This is a genomic window from Aeromicrobium sp. A1-2 (assembly GCF_003443875.1).
GTDB lineage: Bacteria > Actinomycetota > Actinomycetes > Propionibacteriales > Nocardioidaceae > Aeromicrobium.
This window is the reverse complement of the sequence record NZ_CP027482.1, coordinates 482134-495618: the sequence shown is the minus strand read 5'-3', so window position 1 is coordinate 495618 and position 13485 is coordinate 482134. Positions and strand designations below refer to the sequence as shown.

13 protein-coding genes are annotated in these 13485 nt (G+C 68.4%); 2 read left to right on the top strand and 11 right to left on the bottom strand.

Annotated elements, in window-relative coordinates:
* Positions 1-69: 69 nt before the first annotated feature.
* Positions 70-636, bottom strand: a complete 567-nt coding sequence (locus tag C6I20_RS02455; RefSeq protein ID WP_305765009.1) for a DNA-3-methyladenine glycosylase I — start codon at positions 634-636, stop codon at positions 70-72.
* Here C6I20_RS02455 and folP point away from each other — a divergent pair.
* A complete protein-coding gene (gene folP, locus C6I20_RS02450) occupies positions 608-1525 on the top strand; it encodes a dihydropteroate synthase (RefSeq protein WP_118394509.1) in 918 nt (305 codons plus the stop codon). The two genes, C6I20_RS02455 and folP, sit on opposite strands and share 29 nt — an antisense overlap.
* Here the strand turns inward: folP and C6I20_RS02445 are convergent.
* Genes C6I20_RS02445 through C6I20_RS17815 form a run of 3 tightly spaced genes read right to left on the bottom strand, consistent with a single transcriptional unit; the run spans position 1522 to position 3461 of the window.
* Positions 1522-2265: a TIGR00730 family Rossman fold protein gene (locus tag C6I20_RS02445; protein ID WP_118394508.1), complete on the bottom strand. Its 744-nt coding sequence runs from the start codon at positions 2263-2265 to the stop codon at positions 1522-1524. The genes folP and C6I20_RS02445 overlap by 4 nt on opposite strands.
* Positions 2262-3323, bottom strand: a complete 1062-nt coding sequence (gene dapE, locus C6I20_RS02440; protein WP_118394507.1) for a succinyl-diaminopimelate desuccinylase — start codon at positions 3321-3323, stop codon at positions 2262-2264. Before dapE ends, C6I20_RS02445 begins: the two co-directional genes overlap by 4 nt.
* A 36-nt stretch (positions 3324-3359) precedes the next feature.
* Complete coding sequence (locus C6I20_RS17815; RefSeq protein WP_162891399.1) at positions 3360-3461, bottom strand: VOC family protein; 102 nt, start codon at positions 3459-3461, stop codon at positions 3360-3362.
* Between the two features lie 159 nt (positions 3462-3620).
* On the opposite strand from C6I20_RS17815, the gene C6I20_RS02435 reads away from it, so the two are divergent.
* Complete coding sequence (locus C6I20_RS02435; protein WP_118394506.1) at positions 3621-4856, top strand: NADH:flavin oxidoreductase/NADH oxidase family protein; 1236 nt, start codon at positions 3621-3623, stop codon at positions 4854-4856.
* Between the two features lie 42 nt (positions 4857-4898).
* Here C6I20_RS02435 and C6I20_RS02430 read toward each other — a convergent pair whose 3' ends face one another.
* The 7 genes from C6I20_RS02430 to C6I20_RS02400 all read right to left on the bottom strand — a co-directional run bounded on the left by C6I20_RS02430 (position 4899) and on the right by C6I20_RS02400 (position 13466).
* A complete protein-coding gene (locus C6I20_RS02430; protein WP_216822969.1) occupies positions 4899-5903 on the bottom strand; it encodes a zinc-binding dehydrogenase in 1005 nt (334 codons plus the stop codon).
* The gene (locus C6I20_RS02425) at positions 5900-7180 is read right to left on the bottom strand and encodes a Glu/Leu/Phe/Val dehydrogenase (protein WP_216822968.1); all 1281 of its coding nucleotides are present in this window, start codon (positions 7178-7180) and stop codon (positions 5900-5902) included. Before C6I20_RS02425 ends, C6I20_RS02430 begins: the two co-directional genes overlap by 4 nt.
* Positions 7181-7244: 64 nt before the next feature.
* Entirely contained in the window at positions 7245-8453 is a 1209-nt protein-coding gene (locus C6I20_RS02420) for an acetyl-CoA C-acetyltransferase (protein WP_118394504.1), read from the bottom strand.
* Between the two features lie 43 nt (positions 8454-8496).
* On the bottom strand, positions 8497-9237 hold the full coding sequence (fabG, locus tag C6I20_RS02415; protein ID WP_118394503.1) for a 3-oxoacyl-ACP reductase FabG: 741 nt from the start codon (positions 9235-9237) through the stop codon (positions 8497-8499).
* A 61-nt stretch (positions 9238-9298) separates the two neighbouring features.
* A complete protein-coding gene (gene dapC / locus C6I20_RS02410) occupies positions 9299-10438 on the bottom strand; it encodes a succinyldiaminopimelate transaminase (RefSeq protein WP_118394502.1) in 1140 nt (379 codons plus the stop codon).
* A complete protein-coding gene (locus C6I20_RS02405; RefSeq protein WP_118394501.1) occupies positions 10438-11886 on the bottom strand; it encodes an aldehyde dehydrogenase family protein in 1449 nt (482 codons plus the stop codon). Before C6I20_RS02405 ends, dapC begins: the two co-directional genes overlap by 1 nt.
* Positions 11883-13466, bottom strand: a complete 1584-nt coding sequence (locus C6I20_RS02400) for a thiamine pyrophosphate-binding protein (RefSeq protein ID WP_118394500.1) — start codon at positions 13464-13466, stop codon at positions 11883-11885. The genes C6I20_RS02405 and C6I20_RS02400 overlap by 4 nt, the downstream gene beginning before the upstream one ends.
* Positions 13467-13485: the final 19 nt, after the last annotated feature.

Below are 13485 nucleotides of genomic sequence, written 5' to 3'. Positions count from 1 at the left end.
GCCCCGATTCAGTGGAGCCACGCCTGTCGAGGTTGGGACGGGTGTGACACATGAGGTCGAGCGCAGGCCTCAGGAACGGGTGCGGGCTACGCACCCGGCCAGGTGGTCGTTGACCATCCCGGTGGCCTGCATCAGGGCGTATGCCGTGGTCGGACCGACGAATCGGAAGCCCCGCCGCTTGAGCGCCTTGGCCATCGCGATCGACTCCTCCGTCGTCGCCGGAACGTCGGCGTACGACGTCGGCGCCGGAGCCGGCGCAGGCGCGAACGACCAGAGCAGGTCGCTGAACGACTCGTCGAGCGCGAGCAGGGTGCGGGCATTGCTGATCGTCGCCTCGATCTTGAGCCGGTTGCGGACGATGCCGGCGTCACCGAGCAGACGGGCGACGTCAGCGTCACCGAATGCCGCCACGGCGGCGGGATCAAAGCCGGCAAAGGCCTCGCGGAAGTGCTCACGCTTGCGCAGGATGATGGCCCACGAGAGACCCGACTGGAAGGCCTCGAGAGACATCCGTTCGAACAGTTCACGGTCGCCGCGCAGCTCGCGACCCCACTCGGTGTCGTGATAGCTGATCATCGCCGGATCGTCGCCCCACGGACATCTGACGATGGCATCGGGTCCAGTGGTTACGCTCACGGGTGTGACTCTGCCACCTGCCCCGGACACCGTGCGCCTGGGCACAAGATCGTTCGCGCCCACCGATCTGGCGCTGATGGCGATCATCAACCGCACACCCGACTCGTTCTACGACAACGGCGCCACGTTCGACCTCGAGCCGGCGCTCGAGCGGCTCGCGGAGGCCGTGCGCGACGGTGCCGACATCGTCGACATCGGTGGTGTCAGGGCCGGCTACGGACCGCAGGTCGATGCGACCGAGGAGCTGCGCCGCACGGCCGACCTGGTCGCGGAGGCACGGTCCCGATATCCCGACCTGGTGATCAGCGTCGACACCTGGCGCAGCGAGGTCGCCGATGAGCTGTGTCGACTCGGCGCAGACCTGATCAACGACACCTGGTCGGGCCACGACCCCGAGCTCGCCGCCGTCGCAGCCCAGCACGGAGCCGGACTGGTGTGCAGCCATACCGGTGGCATCGCCCCCCGGACCGACCCGCACCGCTCGGCGTACGATGACGTCGTCGCCGACGTCATCGCCACGGTGACCGCACTGGCCGATCGCGCCGTCGCGGCAGGCGTTCGTCCGGACGGCATCCTGATCGACCCGACGCACGACTTCGGCAAGAACACCCGGCAGAGCCTCGAGCTCACCCGGCGGCTCGACGAACTCGTAGCGACCGGATGGCCCGTGCTCGTGGCGCTGTCCAACAAGGACTTCGTCGGCGAGACGCTGGACCTGGACAAGGACCACCGCCTGCCCGGCACCCTCGCGGCCACGGCAGTCTCGGCGTGGCAGGGCGCTCGCGTCTTCCGTGCGCACAACGTGGCCGAGACCCGTCAGGTGCTCGATCTCGTCGCCTCGATCCGCGGCGATCGCCCACCTGCCGTCTCCCGGCGCGGACTCGCCTAGATGTCCTGGGCCACGAACCAGGCGACTGCCTCGTCGACGTCGTCGGTCAGGTGCAGCATGTCCAGGTCCTTCTGACCGATCTTGCCGTCGGCGAGCATCGTGGTGCGCAACCAGTCGATCAGCCCGCCCCAGTACTCGGTGCCGAACAGGACGATCGGGAACGAGGTGATCTTCTGCGTCTGCGCCAGAGTCAGTGCCTCGAACAGCTCATCCATCGTGCCGAAGCCGCCCGGGAGCACGACATAGCCCTGCGCGTACTTGACGAACATCGTCTTGCGGACGAAGAAGTAGCGGAAGTTGATGCCCAGGTCGACCCACTCGTTCATGCCCTGCTCGTGCGGGAGCTCGATGCCGAGCCCGACCGAGACACCACCGCACTCGCTCGCGCCCCGGTTGGCCGCCTCCATCGCGCCGGGTCCCCCGCCGGTGATGATCGCGTAGCCCTCGCCGCACAGCTTCTCGGATATCTGCCGGGCCGCGTCGTACATCGGGTCGCTGGTCTGGGTGCGGGCCGAACCGAAGATGCTCACCGCGGGTCCGAGCTCGGCCAGACCGCCGAAGCCCTCGACGAACTCGGACTGGATGCGCAGGACCCGCCACGGGTCGGTGTGCACCCAGTCGGTCGCACCACGCGAGTCCAGCAGTCGCTGGTCGGTCGTGCTGTCGGGCCGTTGTGCGCGCTTCAGCCGGACGGGGCCCTTGTGGTGCAGGTCGGGTCGGGGGGCGAGGGGATTGCTCATGGGGTCAGCCACTTCCTGAGTCGATCGTGCACCCGGTGCAGGTGCTCGAGGGGGACGTGCTCATCGGCCTTGTGGGCGAACAGTGGATCACCAGGCCCGTAGTTGACTGCCGGGATGCCCAGCAGGGTGAACTGCGCGACGTCGGTCCAACCGAACTTGGGATGGACCTCGGCACCGACCGCCTCGACGAATGCGGCAGCCGCGGGATGGCTCAGCCCCGGAAGAGCGCCCGGCGCCGAGTCGGTCACGGTCAGGCCGAAGCCTTCGAAGGTCTCCTGGAGGTGCCGGTGCGCCTGCTCCTCGGAGCGGTCAGGGGCGAAGCGGAAGTTGACCGTCACGATGGCCTCGTCGGGCACGACGTTGCCGGCAACACCCCCGCTGATCCCCACCGCGTTGAGGCCCTCGCGGTACGTCAGGCCATCGATGTCGACCTCCCGCGGCAGATAGGCGTTGAGGGCGTCGAGCACGGGAGCCAGCGCGTGGATCGCGTTGCTGCCCATCCAGGAACGGGCCGAGTGCGCCCGTTCCCCCGCGGTGCGGATGTCGACCCGCATCGTGCCTTGGCAGCCCGCCTCGACGCCGGCGTTCGACGGCTCCATCAGGATCGCGAAATCGGCAGCCAGCAGCTCGGGACGCTCTCGCGCGATGCGGCCGAGTCCGTTGAACTCGGCGGCGATCTCCTCGGCGTCGTAGAACACGTAGGTCACGTCGCGGACCGGCGCCGGCACCGAGGCGGCTAGCAGGAGTGCGATCGCCACGCCGCCCTTCATGTCACAGGTGCCCAGTCCGTGGAGGAGGTCTCCATCGAGCCGGGACGGCATGTTGCCGTTCACGGGCACAGTGTCAAGATGCCCAGCGATAACGACTCGATCGGAACGTCCAAGTGACGTGCGAGCGACGATCGTGTGGCCATCTCGGACGACGTCGAGGTGTGGCAGCGCGTCCAGCGCTGTCTCGACGGCGTCGGCGATGACCTGCTCGTGCAGGCTCTCCGAGGCGATGTCGACGAGCGCGGCGGTGAGGCTCACGACGTCGGTGGTCAGGTCGAGTGTGGGCACAGGTTCACTCTGCCACGCGGTGGCGCAGGCCCGTCGTCAGTCGGTCGGGAAGACGCAGAACTCATTGCCCTCGGGATCGGCCATGACCGTCCACCCGCCCCCAAGGTCTCGGACTCGTAGCCCAAGACCCGTGCCCAGAAGCCCTCGATCGCCGACACATCAGTGGCGTCGATGCACAACGCCTTGAAGCGCAGCGTTGTCTGGCACGAACTCTGCAATCGCCATGACGTCCAAGGCGTCACCCCGTAGGCTGGACCACTCAGATACCGATGGAATCTCAGATCTTCAGGACGTCACATGTCGATGCTCAACAGCCCGCTCACCCTCCCGTGCGGGCAGGTGCTGCCCAACCGCTTCATGAAGTCGGCACTCAGCGAGGCGATGGGCGATCGCAGCCACGCCCCCACTCCCGAGCTCGAACGGCTCTTCGCCACGTGGGCCGACGGTGGATACGGGCTGATCGTGACCGGCAACGTCATGATCGACCGCAACCAGCTCGGCGAGTCCGGCAACGTCGCCATCGAGGACGACCGTGATCTCGAGGCGCTCACCCGATGGGCGGGGTCGACCCGCACGGCCGGCGTACCGATCTGGATGCAGATCAACCACCCCGGACGTCAGTCGAACCCACTCGGTCGCACCCAGCCGGTCGCACCCAGTCCGATCGCCCTCAAGGTCCCCGGCGCGAAGATGCCGGCCGAGCTCACTCCGGCCCAGATCGAGGACATCATCGAGCGCTTCGCCACGGCCGCCGCAGTGGCCGAGCGGGCCGGCTTCGACGGCGTGCAGATCCACGGCGCCCACGGCTACCTGGTCGCGCAGTTCCTCTCCCCGCTGTCCAACCAGCGCGAGGACGAATGGGGCGGGACACCCGAGAAGCGCATGCGGTTCGTCGTCGAGATCCTGCGCCGCATCCGATCCACGGTTGCGCCGACGTTCGCCGTCGGCATCAAGCTCAACTCGGCCGACTTCCAGCGCGGCGGATTCAGCCACGAGGAATCTCGCGATGTCGTCGTGCGACTGGCGAAGGAGGGCATCGACATGATCGAGATCAGTGGCGGCTCCTACGAGGCGCCGGCGATGATGGGCGCGCGCGATTCGACCGTCCTCCGGGAGGCCTACTTCCTCGAGTACGCCGCCACGGTGCGCGAGGTCGCCCCCGATGTTCCGCTGGCCGTCACGGGCGGCTTCCGCTCCCGCCTGGCGATGGAGGCGGCGCTCGACTCGGGAGACTGCAGCATGATCGGTCTCGGCCGGCCGGCCGCCACGACGCCCGATGCGCCGGCACAAATTCGCGGTGAGGTCGTCGACACGCTCGACTCGTACCGCCGCCAAATCACTGGCGCCGCGCTGATTGGCAAGGTCACCAACACCAAGGCTCTCGACGGACTCATCGACCTGCAGTGGCACACCGATCAGCTGCATCGGGTGGGCGCCGGCAAGCCGCCTGACCTGAAGCGCCCGTCGTGGAAGACCACGGTGTCAATGGTGCGCCGCAACGGCTCGGACGTCCTCCGCCGCAAGCGCACCTGAGCGCCACACCCTTCGGCAGGCTCAATGAGCACGGCCCGCCGGTCAGGTCGACATCGACATCGACACAACGATCTTGTGCTGGCCAGCTACGGGATGCGCGGCGCGGCGGAAGGCGAGCTCCGCGTCCATGTGTCCGAACACATCGGTCACGTACCGGCCAGCCAGGCCGGGGTGGGCCGCCAGATATTCCGCCGCCGCTAGCAGGGCCTCGCGACGAGACGGCGGACGCACGTATCCGGACTTCAGGGTCAGGTTCTTGCGGAGCATCGACGTGAGGGCCACGGGGTAGACGGCGTCATCGGTGACGCCGAAGTAGTAAATGGTTCCATCGGGGGCGATCGCCTCGATGGCGTCGGTCAGCGTCCCGACCTGGTGCCCCACTGCTTCGATGACGACATCAGGGCGTTCCTCGTCCTGGATCGTCGCGGCCCATCGGTCCGACGTGCTGTGCACGAACTGGTCGACGCCGAACGTGCTCAGCAGATCGGGGTGCGACAGGACGTCGACGCCGATCACCTCACCCGCGCCGGCGGTGCGCAGGGCATGGCTGAACAGCACGCCGATCGGCCCCTGCCCCACCACCGCGACCCGCTTTCCGGCCAGCGGGCCGAGCTGGGCAAGCGTGAACAGCACGCAGGCGAGCGGCTGGAGCGTCACGGCCTCGGTCGGCGTCAACGCGGCTGCGTCGTACGCGCAGACACCCGAGCCGACGACCACGACGTACTCGGAAAGGGCATTGGTGCCGGAGGCCCAGCCGACCACCTCGGCACCAACGGCCAGGTCGCGGCACTGCGACCCGATCACGGTGCCGACGACCTCGTGGAGCGGATAGCCGGGGACTGCTGCCGCATGACGCTCCGCGTCGACAGCGAGGCTGCCGGAAACCCGGCCGGCGAAGTGCGGAAGATCGCTGCCGCAGATGCCTCCGGCGGCGACGCGGAGCAGCACCTCTCCCTCGCGCAGGTCCGCGACGCTCGGGCGGGGCACTTCGGTCAGCTCGAAGGTCGAGGGTGCCACCAGTCGTTGAGACCACATGGTGCGACTCACGGATAGAGTCCGCGCATGCGGTGCGACGCCGCAACGGTCTGGACCGCCAGAGAGGTCGCGGAGTCTCGCAGGCTGAGCTGTCTGTATGTCGCATGCTCGGCGACTCGCCACCACGCGGCCGTCATGCGCTCGGCCAGGCGCTGCTCGACCTCATCGGCGCTCCACCAGTAGGCCTGGTTGGCCTGGACCCACTCGAAGTAGGACACGACCACGCCACCGGCGTTGGCGAGGATGTCCGGAACCACCAGGCAGCCACGCTCCGCGAGGATCGCATCTGCCTCCGGTGTGGTCGGCCCGTTTGCGCCCTCCACGACAATCTCGGCGTGCACCCTGCTCGCGGTCTCGGCGTTGATGACGCCCTCGAGCGCGGCCGGTACGAGAACGTCGACCTCGCTGAACAGCAAGTCGTCCTTGTCGGCCAGTGCCGTCGACCCGGCGAATCCGACGACCGAGCCGGTGCGGTCGACGTGCACCTCCAGCGCGGCCACGTTGAGTCCGGCACCACACTCGATGGCCCCGTACTGGTCGCTCACGGCGGTCACCCGCAAGCCTGCCTCGGCGAGGAAGCGCGCCGCTCCCCTGCCGACCTTTCCGAAGCCCTGGATTGCAGCCGAGGCACCGTGTGGCGCGATACCGCGGCTGCTCATCGCCGCGAGCGCGATGTGGGCAACGCCCCGAGAGGTAGCGCTGGCTCGGCCCAGGGAACCACCCAAGGACACCGGCTTGCCGGTCACGACGCCGAGGACGGTGTGTCCGCGATTGACCGAATAGGTGTCCATCATCCAGGCCATGGTCTGCTCATCGGTCCCCACGTCGGGGGCGGGGATGTCGATCTCAGGACCCAGGAGCGGAGAGATCTCGCTCGTGTAGCGCCGGGTCACCCGTTCGAGCTCAGCCTTGCTGTAGTTCCGCGGGTCGATGCGAATACCGCCCTTGGCACCGCCGTAGGGGACGTCGAGGAGCGCGCACTTCCAGGTCATGAGCATCGCGAGCGCACGCACCTCGTCGAGCGTGACGGCCGGGTCGTACCGCAGCCCGCCCTTGCCGGGACCGCGCGAGAAGTTGTGCTGCACCCGGTGCCCGATCAGGATCTCGACGGACCCGTCGTCGCGCCGCAGCGGGATGCTGACCGTTAGCTCTCGGCGTGCGACCGCGAGCATCTCGTAGACGCTGTTCTCATAGCCCAGATGATCGACCGCCGCGCGCAGGGCGTCGCGGGCATCGGCCAGTGGCGTCGTCGCCAAGGGTGTGGTTGGAAGGGTGTCGAGCTCGGTCACAATCATGTTCCGTTCGGGACGTTCGGTGGGCGGCTGGGCGAGGTGGCGGGGCACCGACGGTCGGTCAAGCGAGACGCTCGAAGACCGCGGCGATCCCCTGCCCGCCGCCGATGCACATCGTCTCCAGGCCGTACCGGGCCTCCCGCCGATGCATCTCTCGGGACAGGCTGGCGAGCATCCGACCGCCGGTGGCGCCGACCGGGTGTCCCAGCGAGATCCCCGAGCCGTGGACGTTGGTGCGTTGCTGGTCAGCCGGCGAGAACTCCCACTCGCGCATGACCGCGAGCGCCTGGGCGGCGAAGGCCTCGTTGAGCTCGATCAGATCGATGTCCGCAAGGCGCAGACCTGCTCGTGCCAGCGCGGTTGCGGTGGCGGGGACCGGGCCGATCCCCATGTGCGAGGGAGCAACGCCAGCGACGCCCCACGAGACCAGGCGCACCAGCGGCACGAGGCCCAGCTGCTCGGCCCGCTCAGGCGTCGTGACGATGCACATCGCCGCGGCGTCGTTCTGGCCGCTCGCGTTGCCGGCTGTGACGGTGGCTCCCGGCACGCTGCCGGCCATGATCGGCTTGAGCCTGCTCAGGCTGTCCATCGTCGTCCCCGGGCGTGGGTGCTCGTCGGTGTCCTTCACGACCTCGCCGTCGCGGGCGCGGACCGTGATCGGCACGATCTCCTCGGCATGCACGCCTGACTCCTGGGCGGCGACGGCCCGACGGTGGGACTCCACGGCCAGGGCGTCCTGCTCATCCCTGCTGATCGCGTAGTCGCGCCGCAGGTTCTCGGCCGTCTCCAGCATGCCTCCGGGCACAGGGTGCGTCCGGCCCCCGGCCGTCGTGCGGGCGCGTGCCAGACCGTCGTGCACCGTGACCCCGCGTGGCGCTCCCCACCGCATGTCGAGGGAGTAGAAAGCGGCATTACTCATGCTCTCGGCACCTCCTGCGACGACCAGCTCGTGAGCGCCGGTCTGCACCTGCATCGCGGCGTTGATCACGGCCTGCAGACCCGAACCGCACCGGCGATCGATCTGCTGTCCCGGGACTGTGACCGGTAGCCCCGCGTCCAACGCCACGACTCGCCCGATCGCAGGCGCCTCGCTGTTGGGATTGCAGTGTCCCAGGATCACGTCCTCGATCAGCTCGGGGTCCAACCCGGTCCGTTCGAGCAGTCCGTTCAGGACCGCCACGCCGAGATCCACGGCGCTCAGACTCTTGAACATTCCGCCGTACCGACCGATCGGCGACCGGACAGGCTCGCACACAACGACGTCGCGCATCACAAGGCTCTTTTCAGGGGTGGGGGTTGGGGTGGGCGCCCGGCTACATGAATCGGCCGCCGGTGACCTCGAGCACCGTGCCGGTCATGTACGACGACAGGTCCGAGGCGAGGAACAGGGCAGCTGACGCGACCTCGGCCGGCTCGCCGGCTCGACCCATCGGGATCTCTGACATCTTCTGGTCCCAGGCCTTCTGAGGTACCGCCTCAGTCATCGCCGAACGAATAAGACCAGGCTGGATCGCGTTGACCCGCACGCCGTGGTGGGCCAGCTCCTTGGCTGCGGCCTTGGACATTCCCACGATCCCGGCCTTGGCGGCCGAGTAGTTGGTCTGACCGACCATCCCGATCTTGCCGGACAGAGAGGAGATGTTGACGATCGAGCCGCTCTTCTGCTCGCGCATGATCGCTGCCGCCTTGCGGGTGCCGTTCCAGCAGCCCTTGAGGTGCACGTTGATGACCTGGTCGAAGTGGTCCTCGGTCATCGTCCGCATCGTGGCGTCCCGGGTGATGCCGGCGTTGTTGACCATGACGTCGACCGATCCGAACACGTCCAGCGCGGCCTGCATGAGACCGTCGACTTCCTCGGAGACCGTGACGTCGCACCTCGCGGCGGCCGCGACCGATGCTCCGCCCAGCGCCTGGACCGCCTGCTCGTTCGCCGCCTCGTCGAGATCGCCCAGCACGACCCGCGCCCCCTCGGCGACGAAGGCGGTCGCCATCGCGAAGCCGATGCCCTGCGCACCGCCGGTGATGATGGCTGTCCTGCCGTCCAAAATTCCCATGTCGCCCGTTCTCCTGAGTCTCGTGTGGTTGTCTCTGTGTTGTCCCGCCGGGATCGGCAGATCAGCGCGACGCGTGCTGCATGAGTCGCTGGGACGCACGAGCGACATCGTTGTCGCCCGTCGTGATGGTCAATCTGACGTGATCGCGTCCGGACTCGCCGTAGATCTCTCCCGGCACCGCGATGATCCCGCGGTCGGCCATCCACTCGGCGATCTGCCAGCAGGTCTCGCCCTCACGGCGCACCCAGAAGTAGAGGCCGCCGTCGGAGTGATCGATGACGAAGCCAGCCGCCTCGAGTGAGGGCCGCATGGCGGCGCGTCGCTGGAGGTAGATCTCCCGCTGGAGCGCGACGTGCGCGTCGTCCTCCAGGGCTGCGGTCATGGCCGCCTGGACGGGCGTCGGAACCATCTGGCCCATGTGCTTGCGGTACTCCAGCAACCGGGCCAGCAGCTCACCGTCACCGGCGAGGAACCCAGCCCGATAGCCGGCCAGGTTGGAGCGCTTCGACAGCGAGCTGCAGATCAGGATGCCGACCGTGTCGTTGCCGCACACGTCGGGGTGCAGGATCGAGGTCGGCTCGCTGGTCCAGCCGAACTCCAGGTAGCACTCATCGCTCACGACCAGGGTTCCGGTCCTGCGGGCGCGCTCGAGGATCATCCGGAGGTCGTCGCTGGAGAGGATCCGCCCCTCGGGATTGCTGGGTGAGTTGATCCACAGCACTGCGACCCCCTCGGTGTCGACATCGCGCGGGTCGACGTATCGCACCATGCGGGTCCCCGTGGAAAGCGCACCGATCTCGTACGTCGGGTAGCCCAGGTCAGGGATCGCGATGACGTCATCGGCGCCGAGTCCCAGGAATGCCGGGAGCTGCGAGATGACCTCCTTGGAGCCAATCGTCGGGAGCACCATGTCGACGTCGAGACACTGCACACCTGCGCGTCTGGCTAGATAGTCGACGATCGCCGCCCTGAGTGCGACCGGACCCTCGGTCGACGGGTAGCCCGGCGCATCCACTGCCGCCACGAGGGCGCGGCGGATCACGTCGGGAGTCGGGTCGACGGGGGCGCCGATGGACAGGTCGATGACGCCGTCCGGGTGCCGACGTGCGGCTTCCCACAGGGGTGCCAGACGGTTCCACGGGAACTCCGGCAGCAGCCGGTCCGCTGTAGTCGCGGCCCATCGCGGAGTGGCAGTGCTCATCATGCTGATCCTTTCGCGGCCGGCATCTGGACGGCCTTGACCTCGAGGAACTCGTCGAGCCCCCACTGACCCATCTCGCGGCCGTTGCCCGACTGCTTGTAGCCACCGAACGGAGCCGCGGGGTTCCACTCGGCGCCGTTGATGTCGACCCGCCCTGTGCGGAGTCGCTGCGCCACCGCGAACGCCTCGTCAACGTCGTCCGCCCACACAGCTCCCCCGAGCCCGTACGCCGAGTCGTTGGCGATCGCGACCGCGTCGTCGACGTCGTCGTAGGGCAGGACCACGAGCACCGGACCGAACACCTCCTCCTGCGCGACGCGCGATGTCGCCGGCAGCCCGGCAATCACCGTCGGTCGGAGGTAGTGACCCGTGTCAAGATCGTCGGGGCGGGTCGTGCCACCGGCAACGACGGATCCACCGTCGGCGACGGCTCCGTCGATGAAGGCCAGGACCGAATCGCGTTGCTTCGCGGAGATGACCGGGCCAAGATACGTTCCGTCTGCCAGCGGGTCACCCACGACCAGGGAGTCTGCGACCGAAGCCGCCGTCACCAGGGCCTCGTCGAGCCGGTCCTGTGGGACCAACAACCTGGTCCACGCCGCACAGGTCTGGCCGCTGTTGAACATGACGTTCTCGACGGTCGCCGTGACGGCGCGCTCAAGGTCTGCGCTCGGCAGCACGATGCTGGCCGATTTGCCTCCCAGCTCCAGGCACACCCGCTTGACGGTGTCCGATGCTGTCGCTGCGACGATGCGACCCACACCGACCGAGCCGGTGAAGGACACGACATCGACGTCGGGATGGCTGGACAGGACGCCGCCGACCTCCGACCCGCTTCCGGGGACGAGGTTGAACACGCCCGCGGGCAGACCGATCTCCTCCAACGCGTCGGCCAGCAGGAACGCCGACAACGGGGTCAGCTCGGCCGGCTTTGCCACGACGGGGCAACCCGCCGCCAGCGCAGGCGCGACCTTGGCCATGAGCTGGTAGAGCGGGTAGTTCCACGGCGTGATCGCGGCAACCACCCCCGCGGGCTCACGCAGCACCCGCGTGTGGCCAACCACTTCGCTGAACGAGAAGGTGCTCAGGAGGTCGGCGTACTGGTCCAGCACTGCCAGGGCCTGCCCGAGGTGAGACGAGAGAGCGATGTCTGCCGGCGCCCCGACCTCAGCGACGAGCGTCTCGACGATGATCTCCTCACGGCTGCGCAGGGCAACCGAGAGATCCAGCAGAAGGCCCCGGCGATATGCCGGCGTGGTCTGGCTCCAAGCCTGGTTCGCGAGCCTGGCTGCCAGCACGGCGTTGGCGGCATCGTGCGCCGTTGCCGTCCGAATCGTGCCGACGACCTGCTCGGTCGCCGGGTTCTCGACATCACAGACCAGCCCGCCAGGGGTGATCCACTCCCCACCGACGTAGATCGTGTCACGCGACCACTCGGCTCGAGTCACGCTCGACCCTCCTTGACGTGCAGCACGGTGGGGCGGTCGGCGACGAGGGCCTTGGCAAGCTCCTCGGAGAGCTGCTCCGGGCTCTCGATCGACATGCCGTAGCAGCCCAGGGCACGTCCGGCAGCGGCGAAGTCCGGCGACGGGAAATCGACACCGAGCGGGTCGTAGCCGCGCAGGTTCATGTTCTTGCGGATCTGGCCGTAGCCACCGTTGTCGATCACGATCAGCGGCAGGGCCATCCCCTCTGCTGCGGCTGCGGCGATCTCCGGGAGCGTGAACATCACGCCACCGTCACCCATCACCGCGACGACCTGCCGGTCCGGGGCAGCGACCTTGGCGCCGATGGCCGCGGGCAGCCCGTAGCCGAGCGTGCCGCTGCCGGTCGGGTACAGGAACGCGCCCGGCGTGTGGAGCGGCAGATTGGCCCGCAGACCGTAGTAGCAGACGGCGGCCGAGTCGCCCGCGACGATCGCGTTGCGGTCGAGGACGTCAGACATCGCCTTCATCTCGTCCGCCCAGAGCGCGCCCTCGGACGCAGACTCCTCGTGGGCACGTGCGGCCCAGGCGAGGGCTTCGCCGTCGCTCGTCTCGTGCCGGTCACCGATCAGGTCCACCAGCGAGCCGAGCGCCGCCGCGGCATCGCTGACCAGCGCAATGTCGGGGCGGACGTTGACGCCGATCTGGCGGGGGTCGATGTCGATCCGCACCAAGGTTCCGTCGATCGTCCACGGTCCGTTCCAGAGGTCCGACGGACCGAAGTCGGTGCCGACCGCGAGCAGCACGTCCCGCGAGCGGACCCACTCGCCAACGGACGCCAGGTGGGCTCCGGCTCCGAGGGACAGCCGGTGGTCCTCTGGCAGGATGCCCTTGCCGTTGGTTGTCGTGACGACCGAGGCTCCGAGCTTCTCGGCGAGCGCGAGAACTTCGGCGGACGCGGCACGCGCCCCGCCACCCACTACGATCCCAGGCCGAGAGCTCTCGGCTAGCACTGCCGCCGCCCTCGTGAGCTCTCCCTGGGGAGCGCTCACGGTCGGGAGCGCCAACGGCATACCGACCTCGGTGTCGGCAACCTCGTCGAGGACATCGATCGGGATCTCCACGTGCACAGGCCTGGGGCGGCCCGCGGTCATGTCGGAGTAGGCCTGGGTAATCGCATCGCCGATCTCGTCGACCGAGCTGACCCGATGACTGACCGACACCACGGCGTCCACCGCGGCCTGTTGGTCCTTGACCTCGTGGAGGTGCCCGTTGCCACCGAACGGGTGGCGCAGGGGCATGCCCGGCGACACCATCAGGACCGGGACCGAGTCGGCGTACGACTGACTGAGCGCCGCAAGGGTGTTCAGCACCGCCGGACCGGCCGTCACCAGCGCGATGCCCGGCCTCCCGGTCACGCGGGCGTAACCGTCCGCGCCAAATCCGCAGCCCTGCTCGTGACGAGACAGGAAGTGGCGGATGTCGTTGCTGGCCAGGTGTTCATAGATCGGCAGGTTGTGATTGCCCGGGATCCCGAATACGACGTCGGCGCCGTGTGCAGCGAGGCTGCGTGCGACAGCCTCGCCGCCGGTCATGATTGCCATGGTGTGGTCCTCAGTTCGA

What these genes read in the sequence shown, in the direction of transcription:
- folP (WP_118394509.1), top strand. Translation starts at nt 608, where the DNA reads ATGGCATCGGGTCCAGTGGTTACGCTCACGGGTGTGACTCTGCCACCT.
- C6I20_RS02445 (WP_118394508.1), bottom strand. Translation starts at nt 2,265, where the DNA reads ATGAGCAATCCCCTCGCCCCCCGACCCGACCTGCACCACAAGGGCCCC.
- C6I20_RS02435 (WP_118394506.1), top strand. Translation starts at nt 3,621, where the DNA reads ATGTCGATGCTCAACAGCCCGCTCACCCTCCCGTGCGGGCAGGTGCTG.
- C6I20_RS02420 (WP_118394504.1), bottom strand. Translation starts at nt 8,453, where the DNA reads ATGCGCGACGTCGTTGTGTGCGAGCCTGTCCGGTCGCCGATCGGTCGG.
- fabG (WP_118394503.1), bottom strand. Translation starts at nt 9,237, where the DNA reads ATGGGAATTTTGGACGGCAGGACAGCCATCATCACCGGCGGTGCGCAG.
- dapC (WP_118394502.1), bottom strand. Translation starts at nt 10,438, where the DNA reads ATGAGCACTGCCACTCCGCGATGGGCCGCGACTACAGCGGACCGGCTG.
- C6I20_RS02400 (WP_118394500.1), bottom strand. Translation starts at nt 13,466, where the DNA reads ATGGCAATCATGACCGGCGGCGAGGCTGTCGCACGCAGCCTCGCTGCA.